The 19923-nt window shown below is 43.3% G+C and carries 17 protein-coding genes; 3 read left to right on the top strand and 14 right to left on the bottom strand.

All coding sequences use genetic code 11. The features are described from left to right. Positions 1 to 87 precede the first annotated feature (87 nt). The 10 genes from A8140_RS10600 to cydH form a co-directional block, all read right to left on the bottom strand. A complete protein-coding gene (locus tag A8140_RS10600) occupies positions 88 to 618 on the bottom strand; it encodes a hypothetical protein (protein WP_050566983.1) in 531 nt (176 codons plus the stop codon). Continuing rightward, entirely contained in the window at positions 581 to 1393 is an 813-nt protein-coding gene (locus tag A8140_RS10605; protein ID WP_038863408.1) for a winged helix-turn-helix domain-containing protein, read from the bottom strand. The genes A8140_RS10600 and A8140_RS10605 overlap by 38 nt, the downstream gene beginning before the upstream one ends. A gap of 665 nt (positions 1394 to 2058) precedes the next feature. Continuing rightward, the gene (locus A8140_RS10615) at positions 2059 to 3708 is read right to left on the bottom strand and encodes a carboxylesterase family protein (protein ID WP_005536343.1); all 1650 of its coding nucleotides are present in this window, start codon (positions 3706 to 3708) and stop codon (positions 2059 to 2061) included. 93 nt (positions 3709 to 3801) lie between these two features. Next, positions 3802 to 6399, bottom strand: a complete 2598-nt coding sequence (locus A8140_RS10620) for a hypothetical protein (RefSeq protein ID WP_005536345.1) — start codon at positions 6397 to 6399, stop codon at positions 3802 to 3804. A gap of 343 nt (positions 6400 to 6742) precedes the next feature. Further along, positions 6743 to 7078 (bottom strand): hypothetical protein, encoded by a 336-nt coding sequence (locus A8140_RS10625; protein ID WP_005536348.1) that lies wholly within the window; start codon positions 7076 to 7078, stop codon positions 6743 to 6745. A gap of 294 nt (positions 7079 to 7372) precedes the next feature. Next, complete coding sequence (locus A8140_RS10630) at positions 7373 to 8296, bottom strand: hypothetical protein (protein WP_005536350.1); 924 nt, start codon at positions 8294 to 8296, stop codon at positions 7373 to 7375. Between the two features lie 73 nt (positions 8297 to 8369). Next, on the bottom strand, positions 8370 to 9101 hold the full coding sequence (locus A8140_RS10635) for a hypothetical protein (protein ID WP_005536354.1): 732 nt from the start codon (positions 9099 to 9101) through the stop codon (positions 8370 to 8372). 12 nt (positions 9102 to 9113) lie between these two features. Beyond that, positions 9114 to 11351 carry an inverse autotransporter beta domain-containing protein gene (locus tag A8140_RS10640; protein ID WP_005536356.1) on the bottom strand — a complete coding sequence of 746 codons (2238 nt, stop codon included), beginning with the start codon at positions 11349 to 11351 and terminating at the stop codon, positions 9114 to 9116. Between the two features lie 225 nt (positions 11352 to 11576). After that, positions 11577 to 12707 (bottom strand): patatin-like phospholipase family protein, encoded by a 1131-nt coding sequence (locus tag A8140_RS10645; protein WP_005536358.1) that lies wholly within the window; start codon positions 12705 to 12707, stop codon positions 11577 to 11579. An 18-nt stretch (positions 12708 to 12725) separates the two neighbouring features. After that, the gene (gene cydH / locus A8140_RS10650) at positions 12726 to 12818 is read right to left on the bottom strand and encodes a cytochrome bd-I oxidase subunit CydH (RefSeq protein ID WP_005444835.1); all 93 of its coding nucleotides are present in this window, start codon (positions 12816 to 12818) and stop codon (positions 12726 to 12728) included. 127 nt (positions 12819 to 12945) lie between these two features. Here cydH and A8140_RS10655 point away from each other — a divergent pair, with 127 nt between their 5' ends. From A8140_RS10655 to A8140_RS10665, 3 genes are all read left to right on the top strand, one after another. Next, the gene (locus tag A8140_RS10655; protein ID WP_005536523.1) at positions 12946 to 13536 is read left to right on the top strand and encodes an outer membrane protein; all 591 of its coding nucleotides are present in this window, start codon (positions 12946 to 12948) and stop codon (positions 13534 to 13536) included. A gap of 480 nt (positions 13537 to 14016) precedes the next feature. Continuing rightward, positions 14017 to 15477, top strand: a complete 1461-nt coding sequence (locus tag A8140_RS10660; RefSeq protein ID WP_005536519.1) for a sodium-dependent transporter — start codon at positions 14017 to 14019, stop codon at positions 15475 to 15477. Next, a complete protein-coding gene (locus A8140_RS10665; protein WP_005536518.1) occupies positions 15477 to 15575 on the top strand; it encodes a MetS family NSS transporter small subunit in 99 nt (32 codons plus the stop codon). Before A8140_RS10660 ends, A8140_RS10665 begins: the two co-directional genes overlap by 1 nt. A gap of 73 nt (positions 15576 to 15648) precedes the next feature. Here the strand turns inward: A8140_RS10665 and A8140_RS10670 are convergent, their stop codons facing one another. The 4 genes from A8140_RS10670 to A8140_RS10685 all read right to left on the bottom strand — a co-directional run bounded on the left by A8140_RS10670 (position 15649) and on the right by A8140_RS10685 (position 19919). Continuing rightward, a complete protein-coding gene (locus A8140_RS10670; protein WP_005425675.1) occupies positions 15649 to 16050 on the bottom strand; it encodes a hypothetical protein in 402 nt (133 codons plus the stop codon). A gap of 273 nt (positions 16051 to 16323) precedes the next feature. After that, the gene (ptsG, locus tag A8140_RS10675) at positions 16324 to 17754 is read right to left on the bottom strand and encodes a PTS glucose transporter subunit IIBC (RefSeq protein WP_005536517.1); all 1431 of its coding nucleotides are present in this window, start codon (positions 17752 to 17754) and stop codon (positions 16324 to 16326) included. A 444-nt stretch (positions 17755 to 18198) separates the two neighbouring features. After that, positions 18199 to 18966, bottom strand: a complete 768-nt coding sequence (locus A8140_RS10680; RefSeq protein ID WP_005536516.1) for a TatD family hydrolase — start codon at positions 18964 to 18966, stop codon at positions 18199 to 18201. Next, positions 18957 to 19919: a DNA polymerase III subunit delta' gene (locus tag A8140_RS10685; RefSeq protein ID WP_005536515.1), complete on the bottom strand. Its 963-nt coding sequence runs from the start codon at positions 19917 to 19919 to the stop codon at positions 18957 to 18959. Before A8140_RS10685 ends, A8140_RS10680 begins: the two co-directional genes overlap by 10 nt. Positions 19920 to 19923 lie beyond the last annotated feature (4 nt).

Raw genomic sequence — 19923 nt, forward strand, 5'->3', positions numbered from 1 at the left:
TACTCCCCTCTCAAACAAAAAGAGCCCTTTATTTTATATACTCAATTAAAGGGCTCTTTTTATCTCGTTCGAAAAACTTAGTCTTTCTTATGTCCCCGAGGGAAAGGAACGCGATATCAACGTTGGACGATTGAAAAAACCACCAGTGATTAAGACAACGTCTTCGCTGAAGAACTCAACAGAAATAGGTCTCGAACTGTCTCTTTTTAAATCAGTGACCACTTGGGACATATCAAAAAAGTGTTTCTCAATTAGGCTTTCACTGAATGCCTCTTTCGTATTCTTAACGGCAATATTGTAAGAGCAGAACTCAAACTTATTCTTGTTGCGACCGAGTATCTTGGCGTCAAAAGAGAGCAAGAGTGAGTCTTCGGTGCCCGGCGAGGAGAACTGCATTACAGAAAACTGATTATTGCTAAACTCCATCGAGCTCAAGATATCCAGTTTTATCTTCCCATGTTCTTCTTTATACACTTTGTAATTGTAAATAAACTTGAGATTGTGTTGCTCGCCCTCCGATTTGCTGAGGAAAAAACAACCTAAAGGTAGCAGTGAGCTCAATACGAGAGCGGTATGCGCCTTATTTGAATTGGCTAAGAATTTCTTTAATTTTTTCATCAGCAGTGTCTATCGAAAGTGTGTAGTTATGTGCATATTTTTTACTTGAAGAGTTATTAATGAACAATGAAAAATAGACCTCTCCTTCTTCTTGGCTATAGAAAACAACCATATTCTCATTAATACTTTCTAATGCTGACCATAAGTACTGAGGAACATGGTCACGTTTAGCGTAAATCAACTTCACGCTCGCTACTTCTCCCTCATGAGTAGTGACCACCTCATAGCTAGGAGAAATTAGCATTTCCTCTAAATAAGGTGTGGTTTGTGAAAGTCCGGGCTTGAATAAATGATCGAATAGAAAATAGGCACTTGCAGAAAGGTTAAATGCAATCAACAGAAGAATTATCGTTTGTGCTTTAAGCTTGAAAAATGAAAATGTCCCTGATGCGACGCTCTCAATATTGTTCAATTTGATAAATGAGCCATCGACAAAAATATTCAAAGGTGTATTATTGTCCAATTTTATAAATGAGCCATCGACAAAAATATTCAAAGGTGTATTTAAGCTATATCCCAACCCTCTGTGCGCAATAATTTCAACGTTCGCACCAATTTCGGATATAGACTTCCTTAATAAAGAGATACTTCTTTTAATTGATCCCTCTGTAACGACTTTATCTTTCCAAACGGTTTGTAAGATTTCTTCTTTAGAAACAATATCCCCTTTATTCTTTAAAAGTAATAACGCCAGATTTAGCTCATTGGGTTGTAAGAAAACACTTTTTTGACGATAAAAGATACGACTCCCAGAGCTGTCAAACTTAACATCCACGAATTAATACCTTACTGAAAAAATTGTTATTTTTGAGACGAGCGGCATGATACCCACATTAAAATACCTAATCAACCACACATAAAATCTAAACTTTGATAAGAGTAAAAATGCATAACCGATAAAAATCACATAAAACATCGTGGAAAAAGGATTGTTCAATGAATAAATAAGCAACAGAAAACTCAATAAGGCTCTATTAAACCGAAAAAATTACGATAAATTACCGTAAATTACCATAATTTAGTTTTTTACCTGCACTGATTCATAAAAAACCGCCCTAAAACACCACCAATCAATAACTCAAATAAATATCAACAAAAACAGTGAAAGAAAAAGTTTTTCGTAATTTATAATCATTCCCAACAAGCAGTACGCCTTCTAAGTGCCAATATTCCGTTGATGTTTTTCATTAAGATATACATTGTATTTTATCTCGGAGAGGTGACCATCAACTTCTTTAAAGCTTGAACCTGCGTTACCTATATTCTTTCTCCTTTTCCTTACCACTAAATCTTCAAGGCTTTTTACCAATTTAATATTTAAATTTATTTTTTCAAAAAAGAATTCAAAAGACATACTTACAACAACTTTAAAAATTTAAAATATAAAAAATGGCAGCAACCCAAGCTGCCATTTAAAGTTTATGATATTGATAATTAGCGTTAGTAAAGCTTAGTATTACTGTTCATTATTTCATTAACTTGAGAACACACATTACCATTTTTCGTATTATCCCAATCACCACTTACATTAAAGTAAGCTTCTTCGTTAAATACCGTAATATTGTCTGTCTCTTGCGAATATGGTTCGAATGTCTTCGACTTCAGCCAGTTGGACATAAGAACGTCTTTCGCTTGGTGATCCTTTTCAGAAAAAACGGTAGGGCCAGATACTGCGTTCACCTCATTTCCGAAGATGAAAGACAGTTCAGCACCATGACAAGATGTTTCTGACGGTGAGCATGTTTTTGTAAAGCTCTCCACGTAGTAATCCGGCCATAAGGCAAAGTCTGGTTGATAGTTAAATTGGTACAGCGAGGTTGTTGTTTGGTTTGACGACAAGTTTTGCGCAACATGTTGAGATGAACACATAAATAAAACTTGATTCATCAATTTTCGGGCGGTGTTTTTTCGCTTTTCTGGCGAGCTGTTCCACCAGGTTAAGTGGAATTCAGGCATATTGCGCAATTGCTCTCCTTTGTCTGAACCAAAGAATGCATCAACCAATAAATTGTAGCTACCGGACGCATTAAGTACCATATCGAACGGCGCAACAAAAATATTGGATTCATCTTTATTGAAGCCCAGAGTCACATCAACACCATTTACCGATTTTAATTCACTCGGCTGATACGGGACAGTCCCCCCATCGACATAAGGTGCCCAAGCCAACAAACCTGATGTACTTGGCGTAATCGTCATCAAGCTATTAATTTGCGTCATCGGTGCCTTCATTTGAGACTGTATATTGATGAGCTCTTCAAAGGGTACCGTTCGAATATCTTGATCAGTACTGAGTTTGTCTTTTACTTGTTCAGCTATCCATTTGGCCGATTTGGCATCTTTGTATTTCACACCATATGGGTTACTTTCCATAATAGCACGTTGGTACAAATGAGAGTTTTGTTGCTCATCCATTAATTGGATGCCGATTGACATCGCACCGGCACTTTCGCCAAACAGAGTAATATTGTCAGCATCACCGCCAAAGCTATCGATATGTTCATGAATCCACTGCAACGCTGCCTTCTGGTCTTGGATACCGTAGTTACCAGAGTGTTCTTCACTGTAATAGCTGCCAAGAATACCCAAACGGTAATTCATGCTAACCAAAATAAACGGGTTGCCCTCATCTGCATTTTTAGCAACAAGGTTCGCGCCATCAAACTGCTTAACCGTACTAGAGCCAAGCTCAAATGCACCACCATGAATGAACACATAAACGGGCAGCTTTTCACCTTCATCAACACCTGATGGCCGCCATACGTTCGCATTTAAACAGTCTTCACTTTGTGTTTCTTGTACCACACCGTTCGCTTCCATTGTGTGAGCTATTTGCGGACAGATATCCCCTGCAGCAGTCATGTCATAATGAACGCCCGCTTTAAAGTGATTAATCTTTGGTGCCTGAAAGCGTTCAGCTGAAGCATATTTCACGCCCATAAACGCATCAACTTGTGATGAGTACCCCACTGGTGAATGTGTCAGACCTTGTAGTATTGCCCCTTCAAGATCCACGCTTGGTGCAGCAATGGCTTGGTTGCTTAACGCTAGAATGGCGCTTGAAATCGTAATTGATAACGTATTTTTCATCGGTTTCCTCATAAATAAGAAAATTGGTGTTATTTGTTCGAATCAAAAAAAGGAACAAGGTTTGAAACCTTATTCCTTATATTTAATGACTATTTATTGGGGAATTTCAGTCAATGCGTTATACACAAAAAGCTGTTCAGATAAGTTTTTATCTTTCCCATACCAAGCTTGGCATGCATTTTCGTTTGAAGGCATTGAAAAGTAAGCATTATATGGGTTGTATTTTGGTCTAAAACGATAAACCTGCTCTAACCCGTTCTGACCTACCATCTCGCGTCTGTTAATCTCTCTCTTTTCACCTGCGCGAATGAGTTCATATTGACCTAGGAAGTTAATATAAACATAAGCATCATGTTCGTTCTCCTCGTTGTCAACAGTTAGAGTTATTAGATTATGTTGATGATAAGAGTCTTCACCCCAAGTTCTGCAAGTCATTGTCATCGAGACGGGTACCGTCACGGGTTTATCTGCTTCATTTTGAATACCGAAGCGAGAAACAAACATGTGTTGGTTCACCGAACCCTTGTCACCATTTTTCGGGTAAACAATCAAATCACCCCTTTGACTACCACCAGCACCACCGCCACTGAGGTCAAAGACACGGCCATTGAACAATGAAGCAATCGTCATCTTTGGAGTATTACCTGAAGTTACAATAGATTCTGCAAAGTGAAGATCAGATTGCGCTTTATAGGAGAATAATTGAGACGCGCCAGCATCAACATTACATTCTTGGCTAACTACATTGTAACTGCTGAAACCGTTCACCGTTAAACACTGTGTATCATCGCTCGCAGGACGAACTTGGAATATATTCGTCGGATGCTTGATAGTGCCAGGCGCCGCTGGTACAAATTTAAACAGCACGTTAGGATCAGTATTTTCATTCACAGCTTGTGAGGTGTCACATTCTTGGAATGCAAACTTGCCGCCAACATTGGTCAAACACTGTGAGTTACCATCGCTATCGAAGTTAATAATACGCTTACCTCGGTCACCAATCGCAATATTAAAGCGTTTTGACTTCACCTTATCTACGCCGTGTACACGGTAATGCGCGACAAGATCCAGCGGTAATACAACGTTTGCGAAACGCGGGAAGTACTGTTCGTACTGGCTGCCTAAGTTTTCAATTGCGTCTGTAATACCATCGTTCAGACGAGCAACATCTAAGTAGAATTGACCATCTTCAGAGAACTGAACAGAGTTCTTTAAAATAGTGTTGTTGATTGCCCACTCTAACATTCTTAAACCGCTTTCAACTACGGGTGGTAGTTCAGGGGCGTTAGCTTTCACAAGGTCGACCAGCGGATACTCTGCCGACCACGCCACACTTTCCAAACCTGAAATTGCACTGTGATCCAGAGTATCGAGTGTAACTTGAATACCAGTATTACGCGCTTCACGGTTGCCGTTTCGGCTACCTTTGTTTGTTACCTTAGCAACGGCACCGTTGATGTATGCGTTTTTGTAAACGACATCGTTCATTCGATCTGCATCGGCAAGCACAATTTGGCTAGCATCAGTGACGTACGTAACCTCCGTAGAAACGTTGTGCCAACTAAACGTCTGTTTGCCTGTGGTTTGCAGTTCAAACGGAACATCGCTTGTTACATGGCCACCTTGTAACGTTTGAGTTTGCGTGCCCGCATGGATGCTTTGTGGGTTATCAGCATCTTGCCATACATCAAGGTCCGTCAGTCTTACTTGGCTGCCGTTGGCAATAAGGTCACAGGGCTTAGGAGTATTTTGTGTCAACACACAGGTACTGTCTAAGTTGTTAGAATCGACAATACGCATTGGCGATGCACTCAAGAAAGCGCCTTGGCCTGTCATTGAAGTAGCGCCTTGCGTATCATCAAAAAGAATCTCGCCTTTGTCGTTCAGCTTATAGCCCAACGATACCGTGTAAAACGCTTCCGAATCCCAACCTTGTGAAGGCATAACCTGACCCGTGATGCGGTTATGACCATTTTTGATATTGCTCGCTTGGCCTGATAGCGTTACCCACTCTGGTGGGGTGTTGTCACCGCCAGTACCGCCCGTTTTTTGCAGTAGCACTCGAATAGGTTGGTTAGCAAAACTGTTTGCGCTGTCATTCTTTAAATCGAAGTCTAACGTAACTTCGATTGGCGTTTGGGTCGCTAGCCACATTTTGCCGTCTCGAGTCAGGTTGTCACCTTTTGCTGGCGCAAATGTCGCGGATGCGTTTTCAATTGCAGGCGCATCAGGGATCAAATCATCGATGGTGAGGTTGCCGCCCCACTTGTTGCGCGCGCCACCGGCTACCCACATTTCTACCCGAACACCCGTGCTATGGTAACCAGACTCAGGAAGCAGACAAGACCACTGGCTATCCCCCAAGCTTGAACAAGTAGAATTGTGCCCATCAGAGCCACGAATCACCACCCTGCTTGGCGCTTGCTCTCCGAACCATACGCCATCTGGGAACGAAACTGGCGTGGTGATCGTGACCTTTTGATTAGGCTCTAGGGTAAGCCCCTTCGGTTTAAAATTCGCAACACAAAATGGACTGGCACCATTAGGGTTGACATCTAAACACTGCTTGTTGGGCGGAATATTGTCTGCGCCATAACCTTCCGCAATGTTCTGCGTGTGTTGAGCGGCATGGGCTGCTGAAATGCTGGCTAAGCTGGTCAGCAATGCCGCGTAAATAGGAGAAAATTTCATTAAGATTTCAGTCTCTCTGCTTATGAAAAGGGGGGAAACCACCCTTAGTAATGAGTAAAAAGTTGATAGTAAATAAAGGCCTTAAAATTCAATCAAGTTAAGTTCGTTGGCAACGAATGTCATTGAATAGGCTCGGCCAAATGGCGGCTATTGGACATCACAGCCAACAGGTAGCGACCTTTAAAGACAGGCCAAGCTTGTGCTTAATTTGGCGTGAAATACAGTGAATTACCGTTAGTTTTAGGTTTTATGAGTTTTTTTTTAGAGCCTGTTAATTCAATGGGTTAGCTTATTCAGCCCGCTTCGTAAAAAGCGGGCTCACTCAGTGAACGAGTCGCCAGTGTTATGGCTTAAGAAGCGCAGGCACCTCGTCACTTTGCAGCGCGCAGGTGTGTAAAATGTCCAGAATCAGAGCATTTTCATCGATGGTGCCTTGGTAAGGGATGGTCGGTAGCCCTTCCAGCACCAAGTGAAGTTTTTCTGCGGTATAACGGTAGCTATCAAACCCCTGGTGTTTCCACAATTCAATCGAGGCAATGGCGCGATCAATACACGCCTCCATCGGTACCGACTCCACTAAATCATCGATAGTCAGCTCGCCGCCCCACATTCTGCGCGCGCCACCGGCTATCCACATTTCTACCTGAACACCCGTGCTGTGGTAACCAGATTCAGGCATTAAGCACGACCACTGGCTATCCCCTAAGCTTGAACAGGTAGAATTGTGATTATCAGAGCCACGAATCAGCCCGTTCTAAAAGCGGTACAAACGGGCGCATTGAATCGTGATTTTATGCGTGCTGAGTGAGTGGCATACAACGGCGAGAAAAACGGCCATCCTACAGCCGATTGATACCCACTGCTGATTGATATAAAGACGATTGGTTGGCGATCACTGAAGGCAATCATCTATGTGCCCTCAGCGATCGCAAACTAAAATTCATGGCAAACTCAATGAGCCCTATCGCGATGGTTAGCGGTCAAACTGCTGGCAATGGACCATGCTTGTTCGTCTGTCTTGGTCACTGCCCGCCATATTGAAATCAAAGCTAACACTGTTGATGGTTATTTCAGGGTTTGTCTTCGGGTAATCAAATACTGAACCATATGGTGTTTGATACATCACATAACCAACAAAAGGAGGGATCGGATCCTTGGTCAGCGTAATCGGTATCGGGTTTTTGCCATCGTATGAGAAGTCGACAACCAGCGTTTCGGGCAACTTTTTGCTTTTAAATTTGGGGGTTGTGGGGTAGAAATTAACATCAGTTACAGTTGCCGATTCTGGAGTTTCAACCACGCCCGGCAGAGAATCAAACGCCATCGCCTCAAAGCTCAACCGATACTGTCGACTTCCAGGTGGATTTGAATCAATATTGTCAAAGTTGATTTGCATAGTATTGACAGATTGCGCCTCGTAACAGATGCCTTTGGTGCCATCCGGCGGGTACTCAAGCGCCACAGGTAACGGTTCACTTTCAAAAGTGCGCGTTGCTTCTGGGTAGCCCTTGTCAACTTCGCCGCTGTATGTCACGGTCAGAGGTTTAAAGCCCACGCCTTTCTCAAACACTTTATCAATGTCGGATGGCTTGATGGTCAGGCTTGGCGAATTCGCGAAGCAGTCTCCCTTATCATTACACCACTGGTAGGTTTTTGAATCGGCAATGACCTTATCGCCATCAGGATCATAATCTCCAATTTCACTAACTGAAATTTCATCCATGCCTATGGTGTTATTTTCACTCGGTGCGACGTTCCATTTAGGCAAATCGGTTGGGTAACCGTGGCCTGAAATGGCGGGCGTAGAGTTCGAGCAAACTTGATTTTCAGGGCATTCTGCCATCGCTGACCAAGAACAGCTTAAAGCCAAAATAGTGATGATGGATTGACGTATCATGGTGGTACCCCTATCGAGAGAAAGCGGGCTGAAAACAGCCCGCTTGGTTAGTGGTTAAAGCAGAATCAAAGGATTAACGTAGTAAAGCACGAGTGATTGGCGCCTCGTTCATAGACGCAGTGATGGTGTAACCTTGAAGCTCTTTCGGTAATACGAATTGTAGGTCATTATCGACTTCAGTCACCACCGCATCAAGCGCAGCTTGAGCAACGTTTAGGTCGTAAAGGCCAGATGCGTCTGTTGTATCTGGTGTCAGTGTGAACGTTACATTTTCTTTCTTCAGATCAACAACCTCACCATCATGCGCTTTTACCATCAGGGTTTGACCCACTTCAGCTGTACCGCTGATGGTCAGAGTCGTATTCGCGTGAACCGTGAATTTGTTCGAAGTCACTGGATTAGACACAAGCGTTGTTAATGGGTAGCCGTGTGCAGTATGAACTTGCCAAACAAGACTTAATTGTTTGTTTTTTAACTCATTGAAGTTTGAAAATGTAATGGCACCCTTGTTCAAATCATTGATATCCGCTTCAGCTACTTTTGCGTATTCGTTACCACTCGCATCTACTAACCAGTACGTAACCTTGGTGATGGCATCACCATCTTGGTCATCAGCAGTCGGTTTATCGAATTCGACTTCGATATCCGAAGCTTGCCATACAATATCTGTTGTCTTCACCACAGGAGCCGTTACCGTTGGCTGGTGACCCTGTACTGGTTCAGTGACATTACTTTCAATCGCCCAAGCTGCTGTTGCTGTGAAACCGCTGATAAGAAGCCCAAGTGTAATGGCTGTTTTCTTCATAATACTCTCTTTTTATTTGATTATTTTTTGTTGATTGGTTGTTGTTTTCTGATTGGCCGTAACCTTGATCTGGAAGCCCTGATCAGCACCAGTCAATTGGTAGTTTTTCCCTGAAGCCCCTGCAATCTTTTCAAAATCACCTGACTTATCATGGGCTCGTCGCCACCATTGAAATACAAAGTTCGACGTATCATTAATCGACTCACCATCTTCAAACAGCTCTGCTGTCAATGTGTGATGAGTAAACAAAGGGTCACTGCTCTCATTACCTGAGCCAATGATCTCTTGCTGCCCTCTGAATATTTTGATCTGGTATTGCTTCGCCTTAGCCCATTCGACTATCCCCTGCTTAGCATGGTCTCGGTCATCGTGGTAAATGGCCGTAATTTTCACTTTATTGGCTTCTTCACTAAGAAGAACCAATTCAGCCACGCCCTCCTCATCAGTCGTCGTATTCACGATAATCGTGGTTTGACCATCTTTGAGAATTGGGACTTCACCATTAATATAGAGACCGAGTAAGCTCTCAGCAGAGAGCTCAAACGCAATCGGCGCATTTGCTGCCGCTACGCTTAATTTCGCGGTTGCAGTAATTCGCTCACCGGCAACGGCTCTAGCAGGTGAAAAGTCCAAGGATTCAAGAAGTTTGCTGTCCGTTACTGTGATTTTCATTGTGTTGGACTGCTTTATTTGCCCACTACGCAACTTGTAAGAAACGGAAAGTGACAAGGTATTGTTAGCGTCATAACGATAGGCTGGCGCGATAAATGTTGGGCTTGAGGCTTGTATGTCATTAAGATAGTTCGCCGCATCACCTTGCCACTGGTATGACACAATATCGGCGCCCCCTTTGACTTCCATCCAAGACGAGAGCATTTTCTGGCTCAACTCTGTAACGAGTGCACTTTCCGGGAGGCGAATACTTATCTCAGCAAACTTCTGTTTGTACTCCAGCACCATGTTATGGTCACGCTGAACAAAATCAGTCAATCGCTCCGGTTTCGGTAGTAAACTCTGTTGAGACAAACGTCGCTCACCCTCGTAGAGACCACTCAACGATAAGGTATAATTGATCCCTGCAATCCACTGCTCCTTTGCGCCTTGCTCAGTTTGATAGCCCAGCGAGAACGCCCACGCAGGATCGGGGCGAAACTCTGTACTCAAGCTGAAATGGTATGGATTTTTCGATGGCAAACTGCCATCACTGTGTTCCACGTAACGGCCAAGGTATTGACCCGCCGTTAAACCAAACTTCCAGCGCGTATCCAAAGGCAGATACGTCTCCAAGTTCAAATCCCAGCCCTTCGCTGCCTTCTCAACTAGGCTGTTCATTCCTTCATAGTGATCCGGCGAGTCTTTCCAATTGGAGAGCGGGAAATAAGCATTTGTGCTAAATGTGCCGTAATCCATGCCATATTCCGCACCAACACTGACACGCGTATGCTGACGCGATAGATCGTAATCAAGAAAACCATTCACCCCGAAGAACTGGCTATCATCCAACTGACGATAACCTAACCCTAGATGCGCAAAATCTCGCCCGTGGAAGTTCTCACGATTGAACACCACTCCTGTTTGCATAAACCATAATGCTCGACCGTTTTGATCCCAGAATGGAAGTAGTGTTTCGAAATGATCAAACGCCCATTGATTACCTTTGTTTAGCGAAAGACCAATATCAAAATTGGCATCTTCCCATTGTTCAGATAACCACTGCTCAGTCGTGCTAACACCATTGGCCACGAGCCTTGACGGCAGCTGCTCTTGGTATGCCTTTGTATTGCCCATTTCATATTGCTGCTGACTGATCGCAACCAACTCAGAAGTAAAAGTGTTTAAGTAAGGACTCACTTCATCACTAGAGTTATCTTGTAAGCGTAAGTTAGGTAAAGCATCAATCAACGTCTCAGTAACTTGATAGTTGTTATCCGTGATTTCATACACCAAAGGCTCCGCTATCTTCCATAATTCCGGTGTGTATGGACCGCATTGAATTAAGGTTGCACCACTTGGTTGAATATCCTCTCGACAATAGGTACCCAAATTTAACAGCGCTTGTAGCTGTCTCTCTTCGTCTCCATAAAATGAAAAGGTAACAACGGTGTTTTTCTCAACTTTTGAAGCAGAGTGCGACACTTGCTCGCGGCTTGCTTCATCAACAATATTTTTCTCATGAGCTAAAACCGAATGACTGGAGATAGGCAAACAGGAAAGAACAAATAAAGAGTGAATAATTCTTTTCAATAGCATGGCGTATAGAACGATAAAAAATTTATACGCAATCTAATGCAAGGATGGTGAATCACTAGGTAATTCAACGATAAAGAAAGTTAAAACATAATAAATCAATAACTTGAATTTATTTGAAGGGAGTTTCGTAAACTCTTTTGAGAACTTTCAGATAGGTTTTATAAGTTAAAGAAGAAAAAACAGCCCACAATCCGAGCAACGCAATGAAGTACTCATGCTAAAGCCTTACTGATTAGATAACTCGTCATACAACCGAACAAGATTAAAGCCTGTTTGTAATCCGAGTTGATAATCATGCTTTAATGCTTCTGGGTCGCTCATTAAAGAGGAGGATTGCAATTCTTCTCTTGGGGCGAGTTGTAGGATAAACGTGTCATCCGGAGGTGTAGATAGGAATGCTTGAGTCAGCTCGAAGGTTTGGTAGTGAATCATCAACATATCCGCTAAGCCGGAGTCAAAGTTCTCCCCAATTAGGTGACTTAAACGGTATAAGTTATCAGCTCCAAACAACCAGCGTCCGCCATTTAACAGCTTACCACCAGTTAGTTTAGAGTCATGCGCAGCATTAATTTTCTGCTGAAGAAAGCCACTCCAATCTTCTTTCCATTGATTCACTTTAACTTGCCAAGACTCTTGTACTGAATTGATGGATTCGCGATACCATTCGACTTTGTCATCACCAACTTCACTTTGTACTTTTGCTTCGGATTCAGAGAAAGGTTCGGTACGAATCACAATAATATTACGCGCATTTTGCCGCCACGCTTCTTGCACAGGAATAGAGGCAGAAACGCCACCATCGACAAAACGATGACCATTCACACCTACAGGGCCTTGATACAATTTTGGGATTGCACAAGTCGCCACCATGGTGCTTACCCAATCCGCACCGAGTATTGGAAGATACTGATCAGAGAGCGTATCGACATTGGTTACTGCAGCAAATGCTCCACGGTCGCCTAGTGCCAAACGGCCAAGGTCTAAGTCCAGCTTGTAAGGGTAATCTTGAATTCTTTCTAAAGCCCACTCTAAGCCAAGGTACTGCTTCTTACGGATATAGCGGAATAGATTAAAGAATTGATCAGATGTGGTGAGGTCTGTAATGAAGGACTTACCTATTCCATGTTGACGACAAAGGAAAGCACATAGGTTGAGTGCACCAGCAGAGGTGCCATAAAACTCGTCAAACGGGTCAAAGTTAGAGAGAAGAAATGCGTCCAGTACTCCAGCGGTAAAAATCCCTCTCTGCCCTCCTCCTTGCGTGACAAGGGCTGTTTTGCCATTTCTAAAGTGCTCATAAACGTCGACGTTTAGCTCTGTATGGCTGTCAGTGATAATACCGCTGTTACGTATCATAGGCGCAGTGCCAGTGACTTAAGCCGTAGTAATCGCAATAATGCCAAAAGAGAGTAAAACTGCGAATACCGTGACGACGATGAGTAGGGCTGATTTTAGATCGTGTTCCATAGACACCTCCTTTTGTTGTAACAAATTAATAACACCAGTGTGAAATATGTTCAAGATTTGCTTAATTTAGTCGCACGATTTTGACTAAGGCATCACAATTAGCTTAGTCATAATAAGGAGATAGCAAATGAATTATAAAGTTGGCTGGCTAATGGGGAGTGTATTATTGGGTTGTTCTATGACTGCTCAAGCAAACGTTATCGTTACCCCCTATGTCGGCTTTACAGGAGGTGGGGAAGTCGAGGATCAAAAGGAACGTACCTACGATTTAGACCCTTCTATTAACTACGCGTTATCGGTAGAAACCCCTTTTGAACTGGGTCGTATTGGTTTATTTTACTCTAATCAATCTTCTGAATTACAAGACATCAATAACTCGATAGATATTCACTACCTGCAGTTTCAAAGCAGTATTTACTACCCACTCACTCAAGGGTGGCAAACCTATGTCGGACTTGGTTTAGGTGGCTCTTATACCGATGCGGATTGGGTTAGTGACAAATATGGTTTTTCGGCTAGTGCTTTCGCTGGTCTCGAATATGAATTTTCAAAAAACTTTGCAATGACGGCTCAGATCCGTTGGTTAGGCACCGTTGTGGATAATGATACCTCTGGTGCATGTGTCCTTCCGACTGATGGCTCATCTTGCATCATCAAGTTTGAGACCGACTGGATGAACCAATTCCAGTCCAATATTGGCTTTAGTTTCCGCTTCTAATAACTTCCACTTTCAAAGAATGATTTTGGCGAAAAATCCTCTATGGGGCGTATCGAATACAGAGATACGCCCTAATACATAAAAACAGTTAATTTGACCAAGATCACACTCAAGAATCAGTATTTTATTTCAAAAACTACCTTCAATAACTGGTCAGATAGCCTAGCAAACCACTAATTAACAATATTTATACCAGATAAAATATCGCCATTAACATTTAGAATCTATTGCGCTAAATAATGTAAAAAGTTAGTCTGACAACATAAAGCAGAAGAATGTTTCAGCTTTCACAAACACACATCAAAATTTAAAGCATTTAATTCTATTTCTTGTTAGGCAATACAAAGCAAAACTCCAGAATTTAATAACAATACCGAATATTGGACAAAAGACTGACGGATAACAGTTGTTCTTTATTCTTCTGGATTGCAGGTTGCCGAGAAGAGCTTCATTCCTTAGGGAGTCGTACAGGAGTCAAATATGAAGCGAGAACAATGGGGATCACGTGCGGGATTCATCTTAGCCGCAGTCGGTTCAGCCATCGGTTTGGGTAACATCTGGCGTTTCCCATACATGGCCTACGAAAATGGTGGTGGTGCCTTTTTCATTCCTTACCTTTTTGCCATGATCACTGCTGGTATTCCTTTTATGATCCTTGAGTTCAGCATGGGTCAAAAATACCGTGGTTCTGCACCAAAAACACTGGCCAAAATTCATTCCAAGTTTGAGTGGCTTGGCTGGTTCCAAGTGGGTGTCGCCGCTGTTATCGCCGTTTACTACGTAGCCGTGATTGGTTGGGCAATTTCTTACTTTGGTATGTCGTTTACCCAAAGTTGGGGTTCAGATACCAACGCTTTCTTCTTCAGTGAATACCTAAAGCTTGGTGATAACTCTCCAACGGATTTAGGCAGCATTCAATGGAAGATCGCATTGTCTATGCTAATTGCTTGGGCCATTACCTACACAGCGATTGTGAGTGGCGTAAAATCAGGGATCGAGCGTGCGTCTAAGATCATGATGCCTATCTTATTTTTTATGGTGATCTTCTTGATTGGCCGTATGATCTTCCTTCCTGGCGCACTAGACGGTGTGAACTATATGTTCGAACCTGACTTCAGCAAAATCTGGGATGTGAAGGTATGGGCAGCCGCTTACGGTCAGATCTTCTTCACGTTGAGTATCGGCTTTGCCATCATGCTGGCTTACTCAAGCTATCTGCCAGAGAAATCAGACATCACCAATAACGCCTTCATGACGGTATTGATCAACTGTGGTTTCTCGATTCTATCAGGCATCATGATTTTCTCTGTGTTGGGCTACATGGCTCAAGAACAATGCAAACCTCTGACTGAAGTTGTGTCAGCGGGTGTAGGTTTAGCATTTGTTACGTTACCTGCGGCAATTAACTTGCTACCAGCACCATACATTCTTGGCCCCCTATTCTTCTTTGCTTTGGTTGTGGCTGGTTTAAGCTCGCACATCTCAATTATGGAAGCAGTAACGTCAGCGGTTATCGACAAGCTGAAGTGGAGCCGTAAGAAAGCTGCGAATGTTGTGATTGGTACAGGTTTTGTGGTCTCAATGGCATTTGCAACCAATGGCGGTCTACTTCTGCTTGACCTTGTTGACCATTTCGCAAACAACGTCGGTATTATGGTAGGTGGTCTAGTGGAAATCCTTCTGATGGCATGGTTGCTGAAACAAGTACCGGAAGTTCGTCGCTACGTAAACGAACGCTCTGACTTCTCTGTCGGTCAATGGTTTGAAGTCTGTCTACGCTTCATCACTCCGATCATGCTAGCGATTATCTTGGCGACAAAACTGTACGCACTTCTAACAGAGGGCTACGGCGGCTACGACCTTACACTAGGTTGGGCAATGATTGCTGCGCTGTTTGTGTTTGGTGTACTGATTAATGTTGCGAGCAAGGAGAAAGCATAATGACTACAAGTGCAATCATCATGATGGTTATCGGTCTTGGCATCACTTGGGGTGGCGCTGCGGTATGCATCAAAAGAGCAATGAATAAACAGCAATAAAGCCGTTAATTCATAGAACAGATAAGTTTCACAAACAAAATGCCGGCTCTACGCCGGCATTTTTTGTGTCCATTTAGAAACTGTACTTGATACCAAGTGCCCCACCGATTTGTAAGTCCGGCCCTTTGTAAAGTTCTAGCTCTGGATGAATTTGAGCGTAAAGGTCCCAGCCTTTCGATAGGTCCCAGTTCAGACCTAATGGCACACGAACGCCAAATTCGTCATCCCATTCATACCAACCACCGATACCTACGTACCATGTTAGCGGCATACTTTGATCAAATGACCCGCGCTTGGCGATGTAGTCAAACGCCATACCATCGTTACCAATAATACCGCGATACTTATCTTCAATTTCAATCACAACACTTAGCTGCTGATCCACTGCCATACCGACAGAGAAGTTTGTCGGTTGATTTGCTGCCATGCTAACACTCGGGAACAGTGCAGCTGCCAACATTATTTGCTTTTTCATACACGTCATCACTCTTAAAAAACGGCGTACATAATTCAAACATGGTGGCATTTTATTATGTCAGTAATAAGTAAGAATGACGTACGAAAAAACCCACAAAGGTAAGGCTGAGTCAGGGATCACAACAACAATGTCAGAAAGTAAGCCCTAAGAAGAGAGAAGAGAGAAGAGAGAAGAGAGAAGAGAGAAGAATACGCAACGTTGGATGAAGAACGAAAAGGATAATAAGCAAAAAGGAGGCCGAAGCCTCCTTTCTATCATGAATGACTGAGATTAGCCGTGGTTACGAATCCACTCATCCATTTCAGTTTTCAGGTTGTCAGACTTAGTACCGAAGATAGCCTGAACACCACCTGCTACAACTACAACACCAGCAGCGCCTAGTTGTTTTAGCTTGTCTTGGTCAACTGCAGCTGTGTCAGCTACTGCTACACGTAGACGAGTGATACATGCGTCTAGACCAGTGATGTTTGCTTTGCCGCCGAATGCTGCAACAAGCTCACCTGCCATGTCAGAACCAGAAGTTGCAGCAGCTTCTTCAGATTCGTCTTCACGACCTGGAGTTTTAAGATCAAGAGCAGTGATTACTGTGCGGAATACTACGTAGTAGATTACTGCGTAAACTAGACCAACAGCTACCATCAGCCCCATCTTCTGAGCGTGACCAGATAGAACTAGGAAGTCGATCAGACCGTGTGAGAATGATGTACCGTGTACAAAGCCTAGCGTGTTAGCAACAACATACGCAGAACCAGCAAGTAGAGCGTGGATACCGTATAGTAGTGGAGCAACGAATAGGAATGAGAATTCGATTGGCTCGGTAATACCAGTTAGGAATGAAGTCAGAGCAGCCGACGCCATGATACCCATTACTTTCGCGCGGTTTTCAGGTTTAGCACAGTGAGCAATTGCGATTGCTGCAGCTGGTAGACCGAACATCTTGAACATGTAACCACCCGCTAGCTGACCAAAGCCATTACCAGCAGCACGAGAAGCTTCATCAGCAACTAGGTAACAAGTTAGTACGCCGTTTTGCGTTTCACCAGCAGCGTTCACACAAGTACCTGCTTCGAAGAAGAATGGTACGTTCCATACGTGGTGTAGACCGAATGGGATTAGAGAACGCTCAACTACGCCGTAGATACCGAAAGCAAGTTGTGGGTTTTGGTGTGCAGCCCAGTCAGAGAATGCAGAGATTGCACCGCCGATTGGTGGCCATACGAAAGAAAGAACAACTGCAAGGAAGATCGCAGCGAAACCAGTGATGATTGGCACTGCACGCTTACCAGCGAAGAAGCCAAGGTACTCTGGAAGTTGGATTTTGAAGAAACGGTTGAATGCCCAAGCAGCAACACCACCGACAAGGATACCACCTAGTACACCTGTGTCGATTTTCTCAACGCCCATGATGCCAGCCATAACGCCTAGCGTTGCTGTCATGATGCCGTAACCAACGATAGCAGCTAGACCAGCTACACCGTCGTTGTTCGTGAAGCCTAGAGCTACACCAACAGCAAATAGAAGTGCCATTTGGCCGAATACTGAACCACCGGCTTGTTCCATTAGGTTAGATACAACCTCTGGAATGAAGCTTAGGTGGGCAGCACCAACACCTAGTAGGATACCTGCGACTGGCAACACTGATACTGGTAGCATCAGAGCTTTACCAACTTTTTGCAGGCTTGCAAAAAGGTTCTTAAACATGTTTATGCTCCTGATAAATTATAAGTATTATTTGGGCACTAACGGCACACCCCCGTAGCCTAAATGTTAGCACCCAATGAAAATGTAACCACACGAGGCATTATATTTTCCGGCTCTAAATATATATTGATGACCCTCAAACTTTCCACACAGTTACGAAATTTAGTTTCAAAACAAGTCTTGGATCACACCGAAAAACAGCCAATGAAAAGGTTTGCATTAAACTTATATTACTGTTTTATAAAGATTTTATTATCTATATAATTAATTTTAAGGCGTAAATAAAATAAAGGCTGATGTTATTTTTAGTAACAAAATTACATTTGATGAATTTGAATGCGCTTAAATCAACAAATTTAGTAAACATTAAACCAAATGATCTTTTTGGCGTATTTCTAAACAAAAAAGGGGCTTTCGCCCCTTTTTAAACCGTTTCTTGATTTTTCATCGCAAAAAAAGATTTTGGAAGTTTTCGGTGGTTTTTTGCCCGACTTCAGATAATGAACACCCTTTTAGCTGTGCAATGTAAGCCGCAACTTCCACTACAAAGGCTGGCTGGTTCTCTTTTCCGCGGTGCGGAACGGGCGCAAGATATGGTGAGTCAGTCTCTATAAGCAACTTTTCAAGGGGCAAAGCTTTTACAACTTCCTTCAATTCTGTTGCTTGACGGAAGGTCACAATACCCGAAATTGAGATGTAGAAACCTAAATCAAGCGCCGCTTCTGCAAAAGCTAGATCTTCAGTAAAGCAGTGGATCACACCACCACATTTTTCTGCACCTCCATTGCGTAGAATTTCTAATGTATCTTCGCGCGCATTGCGGGTATGGATGATAAGTGGTTTGTTCAACTCTACCGCTAAATCAACTTGCTGTTCAAAACGCTTTTGTTGTAACGCTGCCATCTCTGGCTTGTAATGGTAGTCAAGGCCTGTCTCCCCAATCGCAACGACTTTATTGTGAGAAGCATGCTGGCGTAACACCTCCATCGAGAAGTCACTTTCTACATCGAGAGGATGGACACCACAAGACGCGTAGACATTTTCATACGGCGTGATCAGTTCCAGCATTTTAGGGAAGGAATCCAGCGTAACGCCCACAGATAAAAGCTCTGTTACGTTCGCTTGTTTTGCTTTGTTAATAACGTCTTCAACATTGATGTGAAGATCATCGTAATTCAATTTGTCTAAATGACAGTGAGAATCTACGAACATAATGCCTCTCGTGATTCAATTAACCAATTCATTGATAGTAGCTCAAGGTTCAAGCCCGGGAAGGTTTGCATTTGAGCCTTTAACTCGAGTAATTTTTGTGCTGCTGAGTATAAACCGTTGTAGTTGTTCGGTTGAAACTTGTCAGCCCCTGGCAACTGGTCTGCCTCAGCCACACCAAATTGCGCTTTCTGTGCATCAGTTAATAAGTACCAAGCCCAATCCAACGCTTTATCTGGGTTCTTGGCCATCAAAGACGCACATTGGAACACATCAGAAACAGGAGAAGACAAAGCCTCAATCAAACTGCGCTCAAATGCCTGGTACTCATCAAGCTCGCCACTTTTTACTGCTTCTAGTGTGTTAATTGGGGAGCCCATGTTCAGCTTAAGCGCGTAAGCTGGCACTTTCAAAGAACCCTGCTCGCTCATCCAACTCATCGCTTGTTCTGTCGAAGGTGGCGTCACAACCCACTGCTGACAACGGCTTTGGATGGTTGGGAGTAATCGTTCTTGGTTATGCGTGACAAGCAAGAACAAGCACTTTTGCCCTGGTTCTTCGAGTGTTTTGAGCAACGCGTTCGACGCTGATTCGTTCATCGCATCCGCAGGTTCAATGATAAACAAACGATAGCCATTTAGCTGAGATGATTCATGCGCAAGACGATTGCATGCTCGAATCTGGTCAACGGTAATGGATTTCCCTTCCTTCTCTGGTTTGATCCAGTGTAAGTCAGGGTGGCTGTTCGATTGCGTTAGCTGACAGCCGTGGCAAAAACCACACGCTTCACTGGTGTAGTTTTGGCATAAAAGCGAATGACTAAAGAGTTCGACCAACTTCTCAACGGCTAATCCTTGCGCACTTTGCAGCAGCAAGGCACCTGGAACTCTTTCGGAATCCAAACTTACTTTGAGGTTATCCCAAACGGGTTGTAACCATGGAAAGTCATTTAACATGAAT

It is taken from the genome of Vibrio campbellii CAIM 519 = NBRC 15631 = ATCC 25920, assembly GCF_002163755.1.
In the GTDB taxonomy this organism is placed as follows: Bacteria; Pseudomonadota; Gammaproteobacteria; order Enterobacterales; family Vibrionaceae; genus Vibrio; species Vibrio campbellii.